Origin of the sequence: Rhodobacter sp. NTK016B (genome assembly GCF_017303295.1) — a bacterium.
GTDB lineage: Bacteria > Pseudomonadota > Alphaproteobacteria > Rhodobacterales > Rhodobacteraceae > Pararhodobacter.
Genome location: NZ_JAFKOK010000006.1, coordinates 84,230 through 106,525 on the forward strand (window position 1 = coordinate 84,230; position 22,296 = coordinate 106,525).

19 protein-coding genes are annotated in these 22,296 nt (G+C 66.8%); 13 read left to right on the forward strand and 6 right to left on the reverse strand.

Annotation, left to right across the window (positions count from 1 at the left end; translation table 11 throughout):
• Nucleotides 1-2: 2 nt before the first annotated feature.
• From JI664_RS09460 to JI664_RS09500, 9 genes are all read left to right on the forward strand, one after another.
• The gene (locus JI664_RS09460; RefSeq protein WP_207013481.1) at nucleotides 3-1,175 is read left to right on the forward strand and encodes a glycosyltransferase; all 1,173 of its coding nucleotides are present in this window, start codon (nucleotides 3-5) and stop codon (nucleotides 1,173-1,175) included.
• A 43-nt stretch (nucleotides 1,176-1,218) separates the two neighbouring features.
• On the forward strand, nucleotides 1,219-2,145 hold the full coding sequence (locus JI664_RS09465; protein WP_207013482.1) for a histone deacetylase family protein: 927 nt from the start codon (nucleotides 1,219-1,221) through the stop codon (nucleotides 2,143-2,145).
• Entirely contained in the window at nucleotides 2,142-2,378 is a 237-nt protein-coding gene (locus tag JI664_RS09470) for an exodeoxyribonuclease VII small subunit (RefSeq protein WP_109531542.1), read from the forward strand. The genes JI664_RS09465 and JI664_RS09470 overlap by 4 nt, the downstream gene beginning before the upstream one ends.
• Nucleotides 2,375-3,226 carry a polyprenyl synthetase family protein gene (locus JI664_RS09475; protein ID WP_207013483.1) on the forward strand — a complete coding sequence of 284 codons (852 nt, stop codon included), beginning with the start codon at nucleotides 2,375-2,377 and terminating at the stop codon, nucleotides 3,224-3,226. Before JI664_RS09470 ends, JI664_RS09475 begins: the two co-directional genes overlap by 4 nt.
• Nucleotides 3,227-3,240: 14 nt before the next feature.
• Nucleotides 3,241-5,169, forward strand: coding sequence for a 1-deoxy-D-xylulose-5-phosphate synthase (gene dxs, locus JI664_RS09480; RefSeq protein ID WP_207013484.1), 1,929 nt, complete (start codon nucleotides 3,241-3,243; stop codon nucleotides 5,167-5,169).
• A gap of 465 nt (nucleotides 5,170-5,634) precedes the next feature.
• Entirely contained in the window at nucleotides 5,635-6,087 is a 453-nt protein-coding gene (locus JI664_RS09485) for an NADAR family protein (protein WP_207013489.1), read from the forward strand.
• A gap of 189 nt (nucleotides 6,088-6,276) precedes the next feature.
• A complete protein-coding gene (locus tag JI664_RS09490) occupies nucleotides 6,277-7,752 on the forward strand; it encodes an AMP nucleosidase (RefSeq protein ID WP_207013491.1) in 1,476 nt (491 codons plus the stop codon).
• 160 nt (nucleotides 7,753-7,912) lie between these two features.
• Complete coding sequence (locus JI664_RS09495; protein ID WP_207013492.1) at nucleotides 7,913-8,200, forward strand: HU family DNA-binding protein; 288 nt, start codon at nucleotides 7,913-7,915, stop codon at nucleotides 8,198-8,200.
• A 259-nt stretch (nucleotides 8,201-8,459) separates the two neighbouring features.
• On the forward strand, nucleotides 8,460-9,059 hold the full coding sequence (locus JI664_RS09500; RefSeq protein ID WP_207013494.1) for an HD domain-containing protein: 600 nt from the start codon (nucleotides 8,460-8,462) through the stop codon (nucleotides 9,057-9,059).
• Nucleotides 9,060-9,072: 13 nt separating this feature from the next.
• On the opposite strand, the gene JI664_RS09505 is transcribed toward JI664_RS09500, so the two are convergent.
• Entirely contained in the window at nucleotides 9,073-9,630 is a 558-nt protein-coding gene (locus JI664_RS09505; RefSeq protein WP_207013500.1) for an ActR/PrrA/RegA family redox response regulator transcription factor, read from the reverse strand.
• Nucleotides 9,631-9,751: 121 nt separating this feature from the next.
• Nucleotides 9,752-10,405, reverse strand: coding sequence for an SCO family protein (locus tag JI664_RS09510; protein WP_207013502.1), 654 nt, complete (start codon nucleotides 10,403-10,405; stop codon nucleotides 9,752-9,754).
• A 93-nt stretch (nucleotides 10,406-10,498) separates the two neighbouring features.
• Between JI664_RS09510 and regB the strand changes: the two genes are divergently transcribed.
• The gene (gene regB / locus JI664_RS09515) at nucleotides 10,499-11,875 is read left to right on the forward strand and encodes a sensor histidine kinase RegB (protein ID WP_207013505.1); all 1,377 of its coding nucleotides are present in this window, start codon (nucleotides 10,499-10,501) and stop codon (nucleotides 11,873-11,875) included.
• 135 nt (nucleotides 11,876-12,010) lie between these two features.
• Nucleotides 12,011-13,576, forward strand: a complete 1,566-nt coding sequence (locus JI664_RS09520; RefSeq protein ID WP_207013507.1) for a PAS-domain containing protein — start codon at nucleotides 12,011-12,013, stop codon at nucleotides 13,574-13,576.
• A gap of 95 nt (nucleotides 13,577-13,671) precedes the next feature.
• On the opposite strand, the gene trxA is transcribed toward JI664_RS09520, so the two are convergent.
• Genes trxA through tsaE form a run of 4 tightly spaced genes read right to left on the reverse strand, consistent with a single transcriptional unit; the run spans nucleotide 13,672 to nucleotide 20,735 of the window.
• Nucleotides 13,672-13,992, reverse strand: coding sequence for a thioredoxin (gene trxA, locus JI664_RS09525; RefSeq protein ID WP_207013508.1), 321 nt, complete (start codon nucleotides 13,990-13,992; stop codon nucleotides 13,672-13,674).
• Between the two features lie 60 nt (nucleotides 13,993-14,052).
• The gene (addA, locus tag JI664_RS09530; protein WP_207013509.1) at nucleotides 14,053-17,376 is read right to left on the reverse strand and encodes a double-strand break repair helicase AddA; all 3,324 of its coding nucleotides are present in this window, start codon (nucleotides 17,374-17,376) and stop codon (nucleotides 14,053-14,055) included.
• A complete protein-coding gene (gene addB, locus JI664_RS09535; RefSeq protein WP_286173992.1) occupies nucleotides 17,369-20,290 on the reverse strand; it encodes a double-strand break repair protein AddB in 2,922 nt (973 codons plus the stop codon). The genes addA and addB overlap by 8 nt, the downstream gene beginning before the upstream one ends.
• Complete coding sequence (gene tsaE / locus JI664_RS09540; protein WP_207013510.1) at nucleotides 20,277-20,735, reverse strand: tRNA (adenosine(37)-N6)-threonylcarbamoyltransferase complex ATPase subunit type 1 TsaE; 459 nt, start codon at nucleotides 20,733-20,735, stop codon at nucleotides 20,277-20,279. Before tsaE ends, addB begins: the two co-directional genes overlap by 14 nt.
• 103 nt (nucleotides 20,736-20,838) lie before the next feature.
• On the opposite strand from tsaE, the gene hslV reads away from it, so the two are divergent.
• Together hslV and JI664_RS09550 are read left to right on the forward strand one after the other, a co-directional pair.
• Nucleotides 20,839-21,402 carry an ATP-dependent protease subunit HslV gene (gene hslV / locus JI664_RS09545; protein WP_207013511.1) on the forward strand — a complete coding sequence of 188 codons (564 nt, stop codon included), beginning with the start codon at nucleotides 20,839-20,841 and terminating at the stop codon, nucleotides 21,400-21,402.
• Between the two features lie 47 nt (nucleotides 21,403-21,449).
• Nucleotides 21,450-22,247 (forward strand): alpha/beta fold hydrolase, encoded by a 798-nt coding sequence (locus JI664_RS09550; RefSeq protein WP_207013512.1) that lies wholly within the window; start codon nucleotides 21,450-21,452, stop codon nucleotides 22,245-22,247.
• Nucleotides 22,248-22,296 lie beyond the last annotated feature (49 nt).

Sequence of the window (22,296 nt, forward strand, 5' to 3'; positions counted from 1 at the left end):
GTATGGCCTCCCTCGTCATGCTCTCCCCCGCTCCGATGATCGAATTGCCGGGCGGAGAAGTCATCCTCGACGTGAAATTCGTCGAGGGGATGAAACTGCATTGCCAATTGTGGCCCGGCGCCGTGCGCTGCGTGATGCGGCGCGGAGCCACCCATATCGACACCCCGATGCGCTACTCGGTGGCGCAGCTCGGGTTCGAGCTGCTGGTGCTCGATCCCGACGCGCCGGTGCCCGAAACCCTGCTGGACGAGGCCGCGATGCTCTATGTCGCCGCCGATGACATGCAGTATCTCGATCTGCCCAAGGCCATGCAGAAACGGGTCGGCAAGCTGGTCTACACCGTCGAGGACGCGCTGGGCGGGCGCATCCGCCATGCCATTGCCGCGACACCCTCGATCCGCCGCCGGATGGGCGCGACATTGTGGAACCTGCGCCATGAACGGGCGCTCAGACGGGCGCTGGCGGCGGCGGACGGCGTGCATTTCGACGGCTATCCCGCCGAAACCGCCTATCGCCGTATCGCCGCGCGCTCGCTTCGCTACCACGACAACCGGATGCGGGTACCGATGACCGCGCGTCCCGGCGAACAATCGGACCGCGCGACCCGGCTGCATCTGGGTGAGCCGCTGAAACTGGCATGGTTCGGCCATGTCGAGCCGATGTCGGGCGCCGCCGATCTGTTGCAGGTGGCGTTTCTTCTGCGCCAGCATGGCGTCGATTTCCGGCTTGAGATGTTCGGCACCGGCCCCCTGAGCGGGCGCATCCATGACGGTATCGCGGCGCTGGGATTGCAGGACGTGATGTCGCTGAAGGAACCCGGCCCCTTTGACCCGGTTCTGGTGCCCCATCTGCGCAAGCAGGCGGACCTGTTCCTCGCGCCGCGCCGCCTGTCGTCGCCGCAAAGCTTTTATATCGAGGCGCTGGGCTGCGGCCTGCCGATCGTGGGCTATGGCAACCGGACATGGAAACGGATGCACCGGGAATCGCAGGCGGGCTGGGTCTGCCGTCACGGGCGGCCCGGCGCGCTGGCCGCGCGCATCGCCGAGCTTGACCGCGACCGGGTGCAGATCATCGAAGCCAGCCGCCGCGCCGTCGATTTCGCCCGCGCCAATTCCTTCGAGCATGTGTTCTCGCGCCGGATGACCGATCTGCGCGATATTGCCGGGCTGGACTGAGCGCCGCTTGCCGTGACCGGGGTCGGGCGCTAGCGTCTTTCCCATGAGCACCGCGTTTTTCACCGATCCCGCCTGCCTGACCCATGTCACCCCCGATGGCCACCCCGAGCGCGTGGCGCGGCTGAAGGCCGTGCTCGACGCGCTGGCACCGCTTGAGCTTGACCGCCGCGACAGCCAGCCCGCACCCGAAGCCGAGCTTCTGCGCTGTCACCCGCAGGAATACGTCGACCGGATCCGCGCGGCGATCCCCGAGAGCGGACAAGCCCAGCTTGACGCCGATACCTGGCTTTCGCCCGGCAGTTGGGACGCGGCTTTGGGCGGGCTGGGTGCGCTGCTTGCCGCGCTGGATACCGTGATGGCGGGCGAGGCGCACAACGCGTTTGCCGCAATCCGCCCGCCCGGCCACCATGCCGAAACCGCCACGCCGATGGGCTTCTGCCTGTTCGGCAATGTCGCCATCGCCGCGAAACGTGCGCTCGACCATCACGGGCTGAAACGCGTCGCGGTGCTGGATTTCGATGTCCATCACGGCAACGGCACGCAGGACCTGCTGCAATCCGATCCGCGCGTGCTGTTCGTCTCGTCGCACCAGTTCCCGCTATGGCCCGGGACCGGCAGGGCCGAGGAAACCGGCCCCCACGGCACGCTTGTGAACCTGCCCCTGCCGCCGGGCACGCGGGGCGACGATTTCCGCCACGCCTGGGACAGCATGGTCTTCCCTCGCCTCGAGGATTTCCGACCCGAGCTGATCTTGGTCTCGGCCGGGTTCGACGCCCATATCGACGACCCGCTGGCCCAGCTTGCCCTGACCGAGGACGATTTCGTCTGGATCACGCGGCGGATCTGCGAGATGGCAAAGCAGCATTGCGCAGGCCGGGTGGTCAGCGCGCTGGAAGGCGGATATAACCTCGACGCGCTCGCCGCCTCGGCGCTGGCGCATGTCCGGGTACTGATGGAGCAGGGCGCATGAAAGACGTGGCCGAGATGTCGTTCGAAGAGGCTCTGCGCGAGCTTGAGCAGGTCGTCGGACAGCTCGAAAGCGGCAATGTCGATCTTGAGAAATCCATCGCCTTTTACGAACGCGGCGCGCTGTTGAAGAAGCATTGCGAAAGCAAGCTGGCGCAGGCGCAGGCGCGGATCGAACAGATCACGCTGGCGGAAAACGGCCAGCCCGACGGCACCGCCCCTTTCGACGCGAAATGAGCTTTCCCGACGATCTGAGCGCGGCCACCATCGCCGTCGCTGGCCGCCTCGCCACCGCGCTGGAAGCGCTGCCGCCCAGCCGGGTGCGCGATGCCATGGGCCACGCGCTGCATGGCGGCAAGGGGCTGCGCGGCTACCTTGTGCTGGAAAGCTGCGCGCTGCACGACGTGGACCGCAGCAAGGCGCTTGCCGCCGCCGCCGCGATCGAGGCGATGCATGCCTATTCGCTGGTCCATGACGACCTGCCGGCGATGGATGACGACGACATGCGCCGCGGTCGCCCCACCGTGCATATCGCCTATGACGAGGCGACCGCGATCCTTGCGGGCGACGCGCTGCAGACGCTGGCGTTCGAGCTGTGCGCGCTGACCGGCGACGCAGCGCTGACCGGCGCGCTGGCCCGCGCCGCCGGGGCGCAGGGCATGGTGCTGGGACAGGCGCTGGATATCGAGGCCGAAACCGCCGCCACGCCGTTGACGCTGGACCAGATCGTCCACCTGCAGCAGGGCAAGACCGGCGCGCTGTTTGGGTGGTCCTGCATCGCCGGACCGATGCTGGCAGGCGCCGATACCGCGCCGCTTTCTGCCTATGCAAAGGCTCTGGGGCTTGCTTTTCAGATTGCCGACGACATCATTGATACCGAGGGCGACGCCGCGACCGCCGGCAAGCGCCTGCAAAAGGATGCCGAGGCGGGCAAGGCCACCTTCGTTTCGCTTCTGGGCCTTCAGGCCGCCAAGGACCGCGCCTCGGGGCTGATCTCACAGGCCTGTGACGCTTTGGCGCCTTATGGCGCGCGGGCGGATTCCTTGCGGCAGGCGGCCCGTTTCGTTATCAGCCGCGACAGATAAGTTCCGGAGCGTACATGACCAGCCGACCCGCCACTCCGCTCCTCGACACCGTGCACAGTCCTGCCGACCTGAAACGGCTGAGCGATTCCCAGCTCAGACAGGTTGCGGACGAGTTGCGGGCCGAGACGATCAGCGCCGTCAGCGAAACCGGCGGACATCTGGGTGCGGGTCTTGGCGTGGTCGAACTGACCGTGGCGATCCACGCGATCTTCGACACGCCGCGCGACCGGCTGATCTGGGACGTGTCGCACCAATCCTATCCGCACAAGATCCTGACCGGGCGCCGCGACCGCATCCGCACGCTGCGCATGAAGGACGGGCTGTCGGGCTTCACCAAGCGCACCGAAAGCCCCTATGACCCGTTCGGCGCCGCGCATAGCTCGACCTCGATCTCGGCGGCGTTGGGCTTCAAGGTCGCGCATGATCTGGGCGGCACGCCCGACCCGGCGCTGGGCGACGCCATCGCGGTGATCGGCGACGGCTCGATGTCGGCGGGCATGGCGTTCGAGGCGATGAACAATGCGGGCCATATGGGCAAGCGGCTGTTCGTCATCCTCAACGATAACGAGATGTCCATCGCGCCCCCCACCGGCGCGCTGTCGTCTTATCTGTCGCGGCTCTATGCCGAGAAACCGCTGCAGGATTTGAAAGCCGTCGCCAAGGGCGCGCTGGGTTTCTTCCCGCCGCCGTTCCAGGATGCCGCGCATCGCGCCAAGGACATGCTCAAGCACATGACCGTCGGCGGCACGATGTTCGAAGAGCTGGGCTTCAATTATATCGGCCCGGTAGACGGCCACGACATGGACAGCCTGCTGGCGGTTCTGCGCACCGTGCATGACCGTGCCTCGGGGCCGACGCTGATCCATGTGCTGACCAAGAAGGGCAAAGGCTATCGTCCCGCCGAGCTGGCCGACGACAAGGGCCACGCAACCGCCAAGTTCGACGTCATCAGCGGCAAGCAGCACAAGGCGCCCTCGAACGCGCCGAGCTACACCAAAGTCTTCGCGCAATCGCTCATCAAGGAAGCGCAGGCCGATACCAAGGTCGTCGCGATCACCGCCGCCATGCCGACCGGCACCGGGCTGGATCTGTTCGCCGAGCATTTCCCCGAACGCTGCTTCGACGTGGGCATTGCCGAACAGCACGGCGTGACCTTCTGCGCGGCGCTTGCGGCGGGGGGGCTCAAGCCCTTCTGCACGATGTATTCGACCTTCCTGCAACGCGGTTACGATCAGGTCGTCCACGACGTCGCGCTGCAGAACCTGCCCGTGCGCTTCGCCATCGATCGCGCCGGCCTCGTGGGGGCGGACGGCGCCACCCATGCCGGCAGCTTCGACGTGGCCTATCTGGCCAATCTGCCCAACATGGTGGTCATGGCCGCCGCAGACGAGGCCGAACTGGTCCACATGGTCGCCACCGCCACCGCGCATGAAACAGGTCCCATCGCCTTCCGCTTCCCGCGCGGCGAGGGTGAGGGCGTCGAGATGCCCGAACGTGGCGTGCCGCTGGAAATCGGCAAGGGCCGCATGATCCGCGAGGGCAAGCGCGTCGCCATCCTGTCCTTCGGCACCCGCCTGTCCGAGGTGATGAAGGCGACCGAGGCGCTGTCGGCCCGCGGCATCGAACCCAGCGTCGCCGATGCCCGCTTCGCCAAGCCGCTCGACCGCGATCTGATCCTGACGCTGGCCCGCGACCACGAAGCGCTGATCACCATCGAGGAAGGCGCTGTCGGCGGTTTCGGCAGCCATGTCGCGCAGCTTCTGGCCGAGGAGGGCGTGTTCGATACCGGCCTCAAGTACCGCTCGATGGTTCTGCCCGACATCTTCATCGACCAGGCCTCGCCCGCGCAGATGTACGAGGCGGCGGGCCTGACGGCGGCGGATATCGAAGCGAAGGTGCTCGACGTGCTGGGGGTTGCCCGGATCGGCGCGAAGCGGGCGTAACCTTTGCCGCTTTGAACGCAAACGGCCGTGCCCGAAGGTGCGGCCGTCCTTCTGTCTGATGCTCTGATCTCAGAACCGGAAACCCACGCGCAGCGTCGCGGTGTCGATGCGGGCGCCCAGCCCGCTTGTCTGGTCCAGCCCCGCTCTGCGCTGATCGAAGCGGCGAGGGAGACGCGCTCGGATATCGTTACCGGGCCCGTAGCCAACGCCGACCCGGCGGCAAGCGACATGGCCGAAGCGGAAACGGTCAGGGAAAGATGAAACTTGCCGGACACCGTACCCCGGCCTCATGGCTAAAGCGTTGTTTACCCTGCTCCTTGAGGCTTCAAGCAGGACGACACCATGGCGCGTTCCGGGTGCTTTTCGGCTGCCGCCACGATTTTGCGATGCGTCTTCACTGAACCGGTCCGTCGCGCCGGACGACCGATGACAAGATCACGGCAATATCCGACAATACGACCCGACATGACCCATTCGCCCGACACTATCTGGTTCTACGCCCAGACCGATCCCTATGCCGAATTCTCGAACTTCGCCCCCTATGGGGTGGCAATGGCGGGCGTCTACTGGCCGACGGTCGAGCATTACTTTCAGGCGCAGAAATTCCACGACGCGCGCTACCGCGAGAAGATACGCCGCGCGTCGACGCCGAAACAGGCCAAGGGGCTGGGCATGACCCGCGACCTGCCGCTGCGCGACGACTGGGACGCGGTGAAGGACGCGATCATGCTGGACGCGCTGCGGGTGAAATTCGCCACGCATCCGGTTCCGCGCGACCTGCTTTTGTCGACCGGCCAGCGCCCGATCGTCGAGAACGCGCCCGGCGACGGCTACTGGGGCTGCGGCGCGGAGGGAACGGGGCTCAACCGGCTGGGACAGCTGCTGATGCAGGTGCGGGCGGAACTGCGCGCAGCCTGACGGCGTCCAGCGCGGATAAGCCCGGCGCCGTGCCGCACAGCGCTGCGTCAGGTTTCCCGATACCCCTTGCCGAACACGGCTTTCACCGCCATCTTGGAGCATGGAACCACTTTTCCCCTCAGCCTTGTGTCATAGGCCCGCCGCAACCCTGCGGCAGGGAGGGGACACTTATAAGAAACGAGATGATGCATGAAACCGACCCGCTCTTTGCCGATCCAGACGGCACCCGATGCCGAGCCGCAATCCTTTACCGACGCGCAAGAGGCCGTGGCGCATCTGCGGATGCTCTATGACCGCGCGACCGATTTTCTGGCCGCCCAGTTCCGCGAAGCCGTGTCCGACGGGATGCCCAAGGCCCGTTCGCGCGCCTATTATCCGGAAATTCGCCTGACCACGACGACGTTCGACCTGCCCGACAGCCGCCTTGCCTTCGGCTATGTGCCCGAACCCGGCACCTATGCCACCAGCGTGACACGGCCCGATTTGTTCCGGCATTATCTGGAACAGCAGATCGACCTTTTGCTGAAGAACCACGGCCAGCCGGTGGTCATCGGTTATTCCGACACGCCGATCCCGCTGCATTTCGCCATGGCCGGGCGCGACGATGTGGCGATGGCGGGCGAGCTGGCCTTTACCCTGCGCGACGTGTTCGACGTGCCGGACCTGTCGATTACCAATGACGACATCGTCAACGGCGAAGGCGTGCGCAACGCCGACGGGTCGATCCCGCTGGCGCCGTTTACCGCGCAGCGCGTGGATTACTCGCTGGCGCGGCTCGCGCATTACACCGCGACCGACCCCGAGCATTTCCAGAACCACGTCCTGTTTACCAATTACCAGTTCTACGTGGACGAATTCGAAGCCTATGCGCGGCTTCAACTGGCCGATCCCGACAGCGGCTATACCGCCTTCGTCTCGCCGGGCAATCACGTGATCGACAGCGAAGACGGCAAGATACCGATGCTGACGCGCCTGCCGCAGATGCCGACCTATCACCTCAAGCGCAAGGACGGTCAGGGCGTGACGCTGGTCAATATCGGCGTCGGCCCGTCGAACGCGAAGACCGCGACCGACCACATCGCCGTGCTGCGCCCGCATGCCTGGCTGATGGTGGGCCATTGCGCGGGGCTGCGGAACTCGCAGTCGCTGGGCGATTTCGTGCTGGCTCATGCGTACCTGCGCGAGGACAAGGTGCTGGACGAGGATCTGCCGATCTGGGTGCCGATCCCCGCGCTGGCCGAGATCCAGATCGCCCTGCAGGAAGCGGTGGCCGAGATGACGCAGCTCAAGGATTACGAGCTTAAGCGCATCATGCGGACCGGCACCGTCGCCACTGTCGACAACCGCAACTGGGAGCTGCGCGACCATTCCGGCCCCGTGCAACGGCTCAGCCAGTCGCGGGCCATCGCGCTCGACATGGAAAGCGCAACGATCGCGGCCAATGGTTTCCGCTTCCGCGTGCCCTATGGGACCCTGCTATGCGTGTCGGACAAGCCGCTGCATGGCGAGCTGAAATTGCCCGGCATGGCCTCGGCTTTCTACAAGACGCAGGTTGCGCGCCACCTTCTGATCGGTGTACGGGCGATGGAACGTCTGCGCGAGATGCCTCTGGATCGCATCCATTCTCGCAAACTGCGCAGCTTCGAGGAAACGGCCTTTCTGTAAGGCCGGATTTCCAAGCGAAACGCCGTGTTTTCGGTGTAATTTCGCCTGTACCAGTGCCTTTGCGATTGCCTGATCCGCGCGCAGAAGATAGACGCGCTGCACCACATCAGCGGGACCTCAGAACCCCGCCACCGTCGCTTGACATACGGAGAGCAAGAGAATGACCACCAAGCCGATGACCAAGACCCAGCTCGTCGCGACCCTCGCCGAACAGATGGGCGCCGACAAGAAGACCGCCGCCTCGGCGCTCGATACCCTGGCCTCGATCGTCGCCAGCGAAGTCGCCGCCGGCGGCGCCGTCACCCTGCCGGGCATCGGCAAAGTTGCCTGCCGCGCTCGCCCCGAGCGCGAAGTGCGCAACCCCGCCACCGGCGAGACGCTGACGAAGCCCGCCGACCGCGCGGTGAAGGTCACCGTCGCCAAGGCGCTTAAGGATGCCGTGGCCTGATCTCAGGACCGCGTCAGACATCTGACCAAAGGGCCACCCGACGGGGTGGCCCTTTTGCGTTGCGCCATCCCGCTGCCGTCAGGCCTTTCCTGCGGGCGGGGCGGGGGGTCTTGGTGTTTCGCGAACCGCCACGCCCGCCCTCCCGCCCGGCCCCTTGCCTGACGGGTTGAGAGACGGCGCGCGATTGGGTATCGACCGGGAAACGGCCCCGCGCCGCCCCTCAACGCGAGTCCCCCCCTCGCGCTTCCCGGAGACGATCATGAAGCAGCCGCGTGCCTGGCAACGGATGCTGTCGGGCCGCAGGCTCGATCTGCTGGACCCGACGCCGATGGATATCGAGCTTGAGGACATCGCGCATGGGCTGGCCTTCGTCGCGCGCTGGAACGGGCAGACGACCGGCGACTGGCCCTATTCGGTGGCCGAGCATTCGCTGCTGGTGGAAACGCTGGTCGAGCGGCTCAATCCCGGCTGGCCCGCACGCTGGCGTCTGGCGGCGCTGCTGCACGACGCCCCGGAATACGTGATCGGCGACATGATCTCGCCCGTGAAGGCGGCGGTGGGGCCCAGCTATGGCCTGCTGGACGCGCGGCTGACGACGGCAATCCATCTGCGCTTCGGCCTGCCCTCGGCGCTGCCGAAAACGGTCAAGGCCCGGATCAAGCGCGCCGACACGCTCAGCGCCTGGCTGGAAGCGACACAGATCGCGGGCTTTTCCGAAGGCGAGGCCAACCGGATTTTCGGCCGCCCCAACGACGCGGTCGCTGGCATCACGATCAAGCCCCGCCCGCCGGCCGAAGTGCGCGCCGACTACATCGCCCGTCACGCCCGGCTGATGGCCGAGATCGACAGCAAAGGCTGAAAGAGCGCCCGGCTCAGCGCGGCGAGCGCTTGGCGAGGATGCGTTGCAGCGTGCGGCGGTGCATCGACAGACGGCGCGCGGTCTCGCTGACATTGCGGTCGCATTGCTCGTAGACGCGCTGGATATGCTCCCAGCGGACACGGTCGGCGGACATCGGGTTTTCCGGCGGCTCGGGCAGAACGTCGCCTTCGCGCTGCAGCAGGGCGTTGACCACTTCCCCGGCATCGGCGGGCTTCGACAGATAGTCCGTCGCGCCGATCTTGACCGCCGCGACGGCGGTGGCAATGGCGCCATAACCAGTCAGCACGACGATCCGGGCATCGGGACGTTTGGCGCGCAGCGCTTCGACCACGTCGAGCCCGTTGCCGTCTTCCAGCCGCAGGTCGATCACCGCATAGGCGGGCGGGCGCGAGACGGCGAGCGCTTTGCCCGCAGCGACGGACCCGGCGGTATCGACCACGAAGCCGCGCCGCTCCATCGCGCGGGCGAGGCGCTTGAGGAACACCTCATCATCATCGACCAACAGAAGGGACGGGTCGTCCCCAAGATCGAGCAGGATGTCGTCGCTCATGCGCAGGTCCTCGCGTTTCTTCAAACGATCTAGTCAGCTTACGCGCGAAAATCAAATCCGGATGCGTTTTGCGGCATCCGGCCCCTCGCGCCGCGGCGGCCCGTCAGGAACCGGACCCGTTTCAGGCGCGCGACAGGAAGCACTGCGTCTTTTCGGCGACCGCTTCGGCGCTTTCGTCGTGGCGGAAGATTTCGACCGTTCCGTGACCCGGCAGCACCAGATAGCTGAAGGTCGAATGGTCCACGAGGTAGAACTCGTCCGAGCCTTCGCCGTCATTGCGGTTGAAATAGGTCCGGTAAGCGCGCGACGCGGCGCGGACCTGTTCGTCGCTTCCGGTCAGGCCGACCATGCGCGGATGAAAGATCGAAGCGAATTCACCCACCACTTCCGGCGTGTCGCGCGCGGGATCGACCGAAATGAAGACCGGCTGCACGATCTCGCCCTCGGCTTCGAGAATCTCGGTCGCCAGCGCGTTACGGGCACTGTCGAGCGGACAGACATCGGGGCAGAAGGTATAGCCGAAATACAGGATCGACGGCTCGGTGATCACATCGGCATCGGTGACCGTCTCGCCCTGAGCGTTGATCAGCTCGAACGGGCCGCCGATCTGGTCGAGCCCGCCCATCGCCACCGAGGTCCGGCAGGGCGCGAAGGGATCGTCGGACATGCCCAGAAGCTGGCGCATCCATGGCGGCTGCAGAAAGGCCAGCACCGCCAGCGTCACAAGCATCAGCGTTACAAAGGCGGCGGCCCCGATGGCATAGCTGCGTGTCATTCCGGCATTCCTCATGTCGCTTTCCCGCGCTTGATGCCTCAGGCCAGCGAGCGTAACAAGGCGCAAATCCCTCTCCGCGACAACAGGACGCCGATGGACAGACAAGCCCAGGGATTGATGAACCGCGATGTTCAGGGCCAGTGGGTACGCCTGCAGACCCTGACTCGCGTGCGCTGGCTGGCGGCAAGCGGGCAGGTTTTCGCGCTGCTGATCGCGCATTACGTGTTCGATCTGTATTTCGCGCTCAGCCTGTGTCTGGCCGTCGTTGCGGTGTCGGCGGCGTCCAACCTGCTGTCGACCGTGGTTTTTCCGCGTTCGCGCCGGCTGTCGGAATCTGAAGCGCTGCTGACGCTGGTCTTTGACACGACGCAGCTTGCGCTGCTGTTGTTCCTGACCGGAGGCATGAACAACCCGTTCGGCCTGCTGCTGATTGCGCCCGTGACCATCGCCGCGACCGCGCTGACCCTGCGCTCGGTGCTGATCCTCGGCGGGCTGGCGGTGGCGCTGGCCTCGCTGCTGGCCTTCTCGTTCGAGCCTTTGCGCACGGTGAACGGCGATATTCTGGTGCTGCCGGACCTGTTTCGCTTCGGGTTCTGGATCGCGCTGGTGATCGGCATCGCCTTTATCGGGCTCTATTCTCGCTCGGTCGCGGCCGAGAAGCATGCGCTGACCGAGGCGCTTCTGGCGACCTCGCTGGCATTGGCGCGTGAACAGAAGCTGACCGATCTGGGCGGCGTGGTCGCCGCCGCCGCGCATGAGCTGGGCACACCCCTGGCGACCATCAAGCTGGTCTCGTCGGAACTGATCGACGCGCTCGACGATCCCGACCTGAAGGACGACGCGCGGCTTCTGCGCGAACAGGCCGACCGCTGCCGTGCGATCCTGCGCTCAATGGGTCAGGCAGGAAAGACCGACCTGCATGTCCATCACGCGCCCATTGAGACCGTGCTAGAGGAAGCCGCCGCGCCGCATGCCGACCGAGGCAAGGCGCTGATTGTCGATATTGCGGGCGCCGAAGCGCGGCTGACAGAGATCCAGCGCCGCCCCGAGATCATCCACGGCCTGCGCAACCTGATCCAGAACGCGGTCGATTTCGCCCAGTCCAGCGTCTGGGTCGAGGCCGATCTTACACCCGATTCCCTGTCCGTCCGGGTGATCGATGACGGCCCGGGCTTTCCGCCGCATCTGCTGACCCGGATCGGCGACCCCTATCTGCGCGACCGCCATGGCGCCACCCCGCGTGACCAGACGCGGCCCGAATACGAAGGGATGGGGCTGGGGCTGTTCATCGCCAAGACGCTGCTGGCTCGGACCGGGGCCGAGGTGCGGTTTCGCAATTGCGCGGGCAACGGACATCCTCGCATGGCGCCGGGCGTGCGGTGCGGCGCGTTGGCCGAGGTCCGCTGGCCGCTATCGGCGATTCAGGCCGATCCGCGCCGTGCCTTGGGCGATAACGCGCCTATCCATTGATGGCAGGCGGATTCTTGCCGATGTTTACCCCGACTTAACCATTCTGACGAAATCTGGGTTCCTCCCGGGAATCGGCTCTTCGTCAAGCGAAAGCGACTGCGCCGCGTCTCCTGGTCCGCGAATTTGGGGGAATTCATGCCCGCGTCACTAACCTTCGCGCTCGTTCTTACAGGCACTTCGGCGCTGACGGTGCTGGGTATTTTGTTGCTGGTCGGCGCGCTTCGCGGGCCGCGGGGCTCGGCAATTCAGCCACTCGGTCCCGGCGGCGATGCCGCCTTTCTGATCGATTCCGGCGCGCTGATCGATGTCAATCCGCGGGGCGCGTCCCTGCTGGATTCCCTGCGGCACAGTGACAAGGGCGCGGGCGAGGACTGGACGCGATTGTCGCGCTTCCTGATGACCGAATTCCCCGATTTTCAGGACCGGCTCGACGGGTTGCCCGTCTCTCAGCAGGCTCGGGTTCCGGGCCGCGACGACAACGGGCTGGAATTGACGCTGGAATGGGTCGCCGGCGCGGTCCGGGTGGTGGTGATCGACACCCGCGCCGAAGATGCCAGTGTTGTGCTGGACCGGCTAAGCTATCGCGCGCTGCAAGACGAACTGACCTTGCTGCGTGAGGTGACGGAACAAGCCCCGCTTCTTTTGTGGCGCGAAGACAGCGAGTCGCGCATCACCTGGGCCAATGCCGCCTATCTGAAATGCCTGACCGACGCGCGGCCGGGCGAAGCCCTGCGGTGGCCGATGCCGGTTCTGTTCAACAGCGTGAACGAACCCGGCAGCCCGCCGGCCCGCGCCACCCATATCGGCGCGCGCAAGTCGTGGTTCGATATCTCGCGGGTCGAACATCCCTCGGGCACGCTGAATTTCGCCGTGCCCGCCGACGCCGCCCACCGGGCCGAACGCGCGAAGCATGAATTCGTGCAGACGCTGACCAAGACCTTCGCCACGTTGCCGATCGGGCTGGCAGTTTTCGACCGCTCGCGCCGGCTGCAGATGTTCAATCCGGCGTTGACGGATCTGACCGGGCTGGAACCCGAATTCCTGCTGTCGAAGCCGGGGATCGAAGGGTTCCTCAACCGGATGCGCGACAAGCACGTCCTGCCCGAGCCGCGTGATTATCGCAGCTGGGCCAAGCGCTTGCTGGATATCGAGATGAGCGCGCCCACCGGCGGTTTCGAAGAAACATGGAGCCTGTCTTCGGGCCAGACGTTCCGCGTCAGCGCCAATCCCCATCCCGACGGCGCGCTGGCCTTCCTGATCGAGGACATCACCTCGGAAACGCATCTGACGCGCAATGTCCGCGCCGAAATGGAAACGAGCCAGTCGGTGCTGAACCAGCTCGACGATGCGATCGCGGTCTTTGCGCCGAATGGCGAATTGCTGCTGACCAATACCGCTTTTTCCGAACTCTGGACGCTTGACGGGGAAGAGACCCTGACCGCCGTCACCCTGCCCGAGGCGCTGGAAAACTGGCGCGAGGCCGGGGACGACCCCGAATTGTGGAACAAGGTCGCGGCCCTGACCCGCGCCCCGCGCTCGGAAGCGACGGCGATCCGCGGGCTGATGCGGCTGCCGGATGGCGAGACGCTGCAGGTCGATGCGCGGCGTACCTCGACCGGGGCGGTCATGATCACTTTCGCCCCGCGCGAACGACCGGCACCGGAAAGCAGCCGCGCGCAGGTTCTGCGCGCCAGCGCCTGACGGAGCGGGTCACGACCGGCGGACATGCGCCCCCTTAAAACGAGAAACGCCGGGTCCTCCGACCCGGCGTTTCCCTGCCAACTTGGGTGAAGGGCTCAGATCGAGCCTTCAATCCAGCTTTGCAGCGCAGCCTTGGGCGCCGCGCCGACCTTGTTGGCGACAATCTGGCCGTCCTTGACGAGGAACAGCGCCGGGATGCCACGGATTCCCATGGCGGCGGTCACCTGCGGGTTCTCATCGACATTGACCTTGGCGATCTTGACGCGGCCTTCGAACTGTTCCGACAGCTCTTCCAGCGCCGGGCCGATCTGCTTGCACGGGCCGCACCATTCGGCCCAGAAATCGATGACGACGGGCAGGTCGCTGTTGCGCACTTCCTCGTCAAAAGTGGCGTCGGTCACGGGAAAAGTAGCCATGTCGGAATCTCCTGACGGAATCGGGTGCTGTGGGGGGCTTAACTTCGGGTCTGCTTCTAACTAGGAACCCCCCGGATCGGGGTCAAGGGCGGCCCGTTCGAGCGCCGCCACGACCACCTCGGCCGAAAGCGGCATCAGCGTCGCGGTCGCGGTCCACAAAAGCGCGCAATCGACCCGGCGATCAGGATAAACCCCGCACAGCAGATGCGCATAGGCGCCCATTTGCCGCAACAGCCCCTCGGGCACCGCATCGGCACTGGCAGGAACCTGTCGGTTGGATTTGAAATCGACCGCAAGTACCCGGTCGGGCGTGACGATCAGCCGGTCGATCACGCCCCAGATCGGCTGATCGTTCCACGTGCCCGACAGCGCCACCTCGACCAGCGCGTCGGGGCCCATGACGGACGCAAGCGCGGGCGCGTCCAGAACGGCCAGCGCTTGCGCCAATGCCTCGGGACCGCCTTGATGCCCGGCGATCAGGATCTCACCCCGCTCGGCGCGCAGATCGGGCGGCAGGGGCGCCAGATGTTCCAGCAGAACGTGGATCAGCGTGCCGCGCGCCATCGCCTGCTCGCTATCCTCGGGCGGGCCGCCATCGAGCAGCGGCAACGCCTTGGCCCCGCCCAGCGCGGACGGCGTCAGCACGGGCGCGCGATGCGGCAGGACGGGCACGGGCGGCAGGTCGATAAACGGCGCGGCCTCGGTCGTCTGGCGCGCGGAACCGGGCTGCGCTTCGGGCCAGTCGCCATGGACATGCCGCTGCCCCGGTCCGGTGGGTGATTCCAGCGGCACAGTGCCCAGCGCAGGCAGAGCATTGGCGACGCTCTGATACCAGCAGGGCTTGTCGACCTCGCCCGCGCCGCAAACGATGAGCCAGCTTTCCGCCCGCGTCAGCGCGACATAGAGCAGGCGGTCGCCCTCTTCGCTGCGCAGATCCAGATCGTGCTGATCGGCCTCGCGCTGCAGATCGGTCGCGTTGTCCTTCGTCGCGCGCAGGATCGGCACACCCGCAGCCACGGTCACGGCACCGCCGCGCGGGTCCTGCCGATAGGCGGTGTCAGGCAGGATGACGATGGGCGATTCCAGCCCTTTCGAGCCATGTACCGTCATCACCCGGATGCAGCGCCCCTTGCCTTCGGCTTGTCGCTGAACCTCGGCATCCGAGGCATCGAGCCAACCAAGGAACCCGTCGAGCGAGGGGACATGCCCCTGCTCGTAAGCCATGGCCAGATCGACGAAGGCTTCCAGCGCATCCTCGGCCTCGGCGCCGAAACGAGCGCGGATGCGGCGGCGACCATCGTGCCGGGTGAGCACGCGCTCGATCAGTTCGTAGGGACGCAGGAAATCGACCTGATCGCGCAGGTCGTTCAGCACGCTCAGGATCGCCTCATGACCGGCGGGGTCCTTGCGCATCTTTTCCCACAGATAGCCCGGCCGCCCCTGCGCCAGACGGAACAGCGCGTCTTCGTCCAGCCCGAACAGCGGCGACCGCAGCACCGTGGCCAGCGACAGGTCGTCTTCGGGCAAGGCAAGGAAGCGCAACAGCGCGATCAGATCCTTGACCGCCAGAACCTCGCCCAGCGCCAGCCGGTCGGCCCCGGCGATTTCCAGGCCCTCGGCCTTGCAGGCGCGGATGATGGCGTGAAACAGCAGCCGACGGCGGCGAACAAGGATCAGCACGTCGCCTTCGTGGATCGGGCGCGGGCCGTCACCGGTCTGGATCTGCTCGCCCCGGTCCAGCATGGCGCGGATCTCGGCGGCAAGACGGCGGGCCAGTTCGGCCTCGGCATTGTCGGGGGACGGCCGGTCGATCGGATCTTCCCAGTCGGTTTCCTCGGCCTTGTCGGGCTTGGGGATCGCGGGCCACAGATCGACGCGGCCCGGCATCGCGGGATGAAACGCCAGATGCTCGGGCGTGCCCCCAAGGCCGCCGGCATCCTGCGCGAAACACTGATCGACAAGCCGCAACACCGCGTCCGACGAGCGGAACGAGTGCTTCAGCTCCATCCGGTTGAGATGCTGCTGCGACGCGGCCATACGCGCGTCGAAACGGTCGCGCGTGGTCTCGAACCCCTGCAGGTCGGCGCCCTGAAACGAATAGATCGACTGCTTGCGGTCGCCGACGACGAAGATCGTGCGCTCGGTCTCGCGCGCGCCCTCACCCCCGGTGAATTCCTGCGTCAGAAGGTCGATCACCTGCCACTGTCCGGGCGAGGTATCCTGCGCCTCGTCGACAAGGATATGGTCGATTCCGCCATCGAGCTTGAACAGAACCCATTGTGCGACTTCGCTTTTCGACAGCAGATCGCGCGCAAGGCGGATCAGGTCGTCGAAATCCAGCCAGCCGCGCGCGGCCTTCGCGGCATCGAGCGCAGGCAGCCATGCGCGCGCGAAGGCATGCAAAGCGGCGGTGGCATCGCGCGAGGCAAGCGAAAGGCGCAGCAGGCGCGCGGCCTCGACGCGTTCACCAAGCTGATCGAGCGCATCCAGATCGTCGGGGCCGATCAGCTTTTGCGTGGGCTTTGTCGCGTGTTTGCCGGTCTTGGCGGTGAAGGGCTCTTTCGCCCCGGCCCCGGTCAGCAGCTTTTCTTCCAGCACTGGCAGCGCTTCGAGCCCCGGCACCAGCCCGAACAGCGCATCCGCCAGCTTGTTGTCGTTGGCCCCGCCCTGCCGCAGCTTGGGGATCAGACGCGCGAAGAGATCCCCCTCGTCCCCGTCGAAAACGCTGGCCAGCATCCCGTCCAGGGTCGCGCCTTTGGGCACGTCGAACAGCCGGTCCAGATCGGGCGCATCGCCGGTAAAGGCGTCGCGGTGGCGGCCAAGATCCGCGAGCAGCTTGGCGAACGCCTCTTCCCCCAGCAGGGTCAGGACGGCTCGCAGGATGGTCGCATCGGGGCCGCTGGCCAGCCGATCCAGCAGATCCATGCGCAATTGCTGCAGGCTGCGTTCCTCGATCTCGGTGAAATCGGGCGAAACCGCCGCTTCCAGCGGAAACCGGCGCAGCAGAGCCGAACAAAAGGCGTGAATCGTCTGGATTTTCAGCCCGCCCGGCGTTTCGATCGCGCGGGCGAACAAGCGCCGGGCGCGGGGCAGGATGTCGGGGTCGAGATGCGCTTCGCCCATCTCGCGCAGCTGCGCGATCAGCGCCGCGTCGTCCAGCATCGCCCAGCCGCCCAGCCGCGCGAACAGCCGGTTCTGCATCTCGCTGGCGGCGGCCTTGGTATAGGTCAGGCACAGGATGCGCTGCGGGGGAGTGCCGTTCAGCAAGAGCCGCGCCACCCGGTCGATCAGCACCTTGGTCTTGCCCGAACCGGCATTGGCCGACAGCCATGTCGAGGCCCGCGGATCGGCCGCGCGGATCTGGTTCAGCGAGGCTTCATTCATCGTGGTCTCCGACGCGCAGGGTTTCGGGCCGGTCGGTGATCTCCCATTCGCCGCGCCGTGACAGCGCATCGTAATCGCCTGCGCGGTCTTCGAATTTCGGCGCGCGAAGGGCGGTGAAACCCTGATCCGGCTTGCGGTAGGTGGCGATAAAACGCAACAGCCGCGCGCGGGTATCGGCGACGCTGTCGGGGTCGGCCTCGCCGTCGCGCCGCGCAAATTTCGAACCGAGCGAGACGAATTCAGCCAGAGCCACGTCGCCCGCGCCGATGCCGAACGCGTCCTGCATCGCCATCAGCGCCAGCAGTTTGAGCTGGATGTTGAAATGCACCACCTCCTTCGCGCCGGGCAGCGCGCCGGTCTTGTAATCGTAGATCTGCAGCCGCCCGTCGGGCAGTCGGTCGATGCGGTCGGGTTTCCCGGTCAGCGTGAAGGGCGGCTCGGCCAGTGTCATCGCGCCTTTCTGTTCGCTCAGCACCGGGGTGCCGGGAAGCGCCGCGTTCCAGGTGACGAAATCCTGCGCCACCGGATCGAGCCGCGCGCGCCAGTGCTGGCGGGTCGCGGGCCAGGGGCAATACGCGTCCAGCACCTGTTCCGCGATCCGCAGAAAGGCCTCGCGGTCGGGCGGCGTGCCGGGCGGATGGGATTTGAGATATTCCTCGGGCACCCGGTGCAGCACCGTGCCGCGCAGTCGCGCATCGGCCTGCGGAGACAGCGGGTCCAGCCGCGAAAGCTTGAGAATCCGCTCGGCATAGATGTGGTAAGGGTCGCGGATCAGCATCTCGACCCGCGTCACCGGCAGCCCGCTCAGCCGCGCCTTTGCAGGCGGCGCGGGCGCAGGGCGCGGGTTGCGGCGCGCGCTGGCCTCCGGCACCGCGCGCAGATCGGCGTCGAGGATCTGTGCCTGCTGCAGCCAGTGGCGCCCCCGTTCGCGCATCGCCGCCAGCGCGGCATCGCCCCCCTGCCCCGGCAGCCCCGCAATCAGGTTGGTCAGCCGGTTGAGCCAGCGCGACGGCACGGTCTGCGCCTCGGCATTGCGCGCGGCGCGCGACAGCACCACGTTGGGCGCCCCGGCGGCCTGTTGGAAATCATGCGCGGACAGACCGATCTGGCGCTCTGGCAGCAACAGCCCGGCATCGCGCCGCATCTGCCGGTTGAACCACGGGTCCGGGCTGGGGGCCGAGGGCCATGTCCCCTCGGTTAGCCCGCCAAGGATCACCAGATCCGCCCCCTGCGCGCGGGCTTCCAGCGTACCCCAGATCATCACCTCAGGGTGGCTTTGGGTGATCTCGCGCACCTCTTTGCCGACGAACAGAGCGTCCAGAATGGCCAGATAATCGCGCCCGGTGACGGCGCCGCCATGCGGGGCGTGAAGCGTCAGCTCGTCGAACAGCGCGCGGGCGGCGCGGCCTGCCTCTTTCAGCCACAGCTCGCCCGTGCCCTCCTCGGTGCCGCCGGCAAGAAGCGTGGCGAATGCCTCGTGCGCCGCGACCCAGTCTTCCAGCGGGCGCTCACCCTCCTCGGGCCTTGTCTCCAGCGCCCCGGACAGCCACGCGGCCCAGTCACCGCGCTCGGGCCCCCTGGCGGCGAAATCGGCCAACGCGTCGGCGTCGGGGAAAGGCACGGCGAAGCGGCGCAGATAAAGCTCCAGATCGCGCAGATGGCGCAGGTGATCGCCCCGCCCGCCCGCGCTATGGGCGAGCGGATGCTTGAGCAGCGCGATCAGCGCCTCGGCGGTCACGGTGCCGGTGAGCAACTCGGCCGTCTGGCGCAGGAAGCGGCCCGGCGCAGACAGGCCCAGCGGCCGCCCGGCGCTATCATCGGGTGTCAGGTGCCAGCGGTCGAGCGCAGCGGTAACCCGGCGCGCAAGCGTCCGGTCGGGGGTGATCAGCGCAGCACGCTTGCCGCACACGGCGGCGTCGCGCAGACACAGCGCAATCGCCTGTGCCTCGGCGCGGGGGCTGGGGGCCTCGATCAGCGACAGATGCGCGGTGGCCTTGTGCAGATCGCCCAGCGCAGGCCCGTCGCGCAGCCATTGATCGGTCACAGGTGCGGGCCGAAGCGCCAGCGAAATCAGCGTGTTGCGCGCGGCATCGGGCGCCGGGGCCTCAGACCAGCCCTGAACCGCCCGTGGCGGCAGGTCGAGCGCGGCCATCAGATGTGCATAGCGGAATTGCGGATGGTCTTCGGATTCCAGCGGCTCATCAAGCTGCCGCCACACCGCGTCCGGCAGGTCGAAATCGAAACCCGGCAGGACCAGCGCGCCCTGCGGCAGACGGCTGACCGCGTGCATCAGCATCGCATTCGGCCCGCGCGAACCGGTGGAACCGGCGACGATGATCGGGTGCGCGGGCGGCGCGTCCTGCCAGTCGGCGACAAGCTGCGTCACGGCGGCGCGCAGCCGGGCCTGCCCGCCTGAGGCCGGGCCCAGAAACCGCGCGATCAGCCGGATGAAGCGCAGCGAGCGATCCCAGTGCAGCGAATGCTGCGACACGTCGAGATCGTCGAGGATCTCCATCGACACGCCCTCGCCCTGCATCTCGTCGAGCAGGCCGAACAGGCTTTCGGCCAGCGAGAAGGCCGCCGAAGTCGGGCCCAGATCGGGTTCGGCCTGCAACAACTGGCGGATCAGCTGGGACAGTTCGAACCGGGTGCGCAGGGGCGGATCGACCTCGCCGCCCGCGATCTCGGTCAGCAACCGGATCCGGGGCAGAAAGCCCGGACCTTGGGTCATCAGCGCTTCCCTCAGCCGGGTCTGCATTCGCGCGGTGTTCACCAGCACGTCGCAGCGCGCCAGCGCCTCGGGCGGCTGACCGGCAAACCGCGCCCGCAAACCGCGCGCCAGCTCGGCGGGGAAATCCGCGCCGGGGGCCACGCCAAAGACGCGGGGCGCGCCGTTGGGTTCAAAGATCTGCAAGCCGCGCCTCCCATGCCGGATCATCGGACAGGAACGCGACCGCCCGACCGTCCCCTTCCAGCGTGAACCGCAGCTCCAGCGCGCCCTTGGGCCGCTCGGGCCCCAGCTTGGCGGGCCATTCGACAAGGCAAAGCGCGGTTTCGAACGCATCCGAGAGGCCCAGCTCGATCACCTCGTCCGGATCGCCCAGCCGATAGAGATCGGCGTGCCAGATCTCGGTCGTCGCCGCGTCATAGACCTGCACCAGCGTGAACGTGGGCGACGGCACATCCTCGGCCACGCCCAGTGCACGGATCAGGGCGCGCGCCAGATGCGTCTTGCCCGCGCCGATCTGCCCGTCGAGCAGCAGCACGTCGCCCGCCCCCACGCAGGCGGCCAGCCGCGCCGCCAGCGCGTCGGTGGCCTCGGGGTCGGGCAGGAAAACGGGGGGGTGCACCATGGTCATGCACGCAGACTAGCCGCGCTGCGCGGGCGCTGCCAGAGGGGCCGTGCCTTGCGACAGCGCGACCCCGAAGCCATATAGGGCCGGAACAGGAAAGGGATGCGTAATGGCAGACGACAAGTTTCCCGGCTGGCACGGCACGACGATTCTGGCGGTTCGCCGGGGCGGACAGGTCGTGGTTGCGGGCGATGGGCAGGTGAGCCTTGGCCAGACCGTGATCAAGGGCACCGCTCGCAAGGTGCGCCGCGTGGGCGCCCCGGGGCGCGAAATCGTCGTGGGGTTCGCGGGCTCGACCGCCGACGCCTTCACGCTGCTCGAGCGGCTGGAAAACAAGCTGGAAGCGACGCCGGGCCAGTTGGCGCGCGCCTGTGTCGAGCTGGCCAAGGACTGGCGCACCGACAAGTATCTGCGCAATCTCGAAGCGATGCTGATCGTCACCGACGGGGCCGAGCTGTTCGTGCTGACCGGCGCGGGCGACGTGCTGGAACCCGAATATGACATCGCCGCGATCGGGTCGGGCGGGAACTTTGCCGCCTCGGCCGCGCGGGGCCTGATGGAGACCGACTGGGACGGCGAAAAGATCGCCCGCAAGGCGATGGAAATCGCCGCCTCGATCTGCGTCTACACCAATGGCAACCTGACGGTCGAAACGATCCGCAAGGAACCCTGACCCGGGCCTGCCGGTTTTCTGTCTGACAATGAACAGGAGAAAACCGCATGCCCCTTTATTATCAGGATACCGGCGGGACGGGTCGTCCCGTCGTCCTCATCCATGGCTGGCCGCTGTCCTCGGCCGCGTGGTCCAAGCAGATCCCCGCCCTGAGCGAGGCCGGTTACCGCGTCATCGCCTATGACAGGCGCGGTTTCGGTCGGTCCGACAAGCCTGCGACCGGATATGATTACGACACGCTGACGCAGGATCTGGACCGGCTGATGACCGATCTGGACCTGCGCGATGCGACGCTGGTCGGGTTTTCCATGGGCGGTGGTGAGGTCGCGCGCTATGTCGCCACGCATGGCGCGGAAAGGCTGCATAGCGTGGTCTTCGCCTCGGCCGTGCCGCCCTATCTGAAACAGAGCGACGACAATCCCGAAGGCCCGCTGGACGATGCGACGGCCAACGAATTCGAGACAAATCTGACCGCCGACCGGCAGGCGTTTTTCGAGCAATTCACCAAGGATTTCTTCACCACAGGCGACACGCTGAAGGTGACCGAGGACGAGCGCAAGGAAGCGCTCGATCTCTGCCTGCAAAGCTCGCCTGAAGCAGCTCTGGGATGCATGCAGGCCTGGGCCACGACCGATTTCCGCGACGACCTGATCAAGATCGAAATCCCCGCACTGGTGCTGCACGGGCTGGCCGACGGGATCGTCCCGTTCGAAGGGTCGGGCCAGCGCACGCACCGGATGGTGACCCATGCCGAACTGGTGACGATCCCCGACGCGCCGCATGGCTGCAACACCAGCCATCCCGACGCATTCAACGCAGCCCTTCTGGACTTTCTGAAGGACTGAACGCGCCTGCTTGCGGGCCGGGGCGGGGCGGGAAACCGCCCTGCCTCTT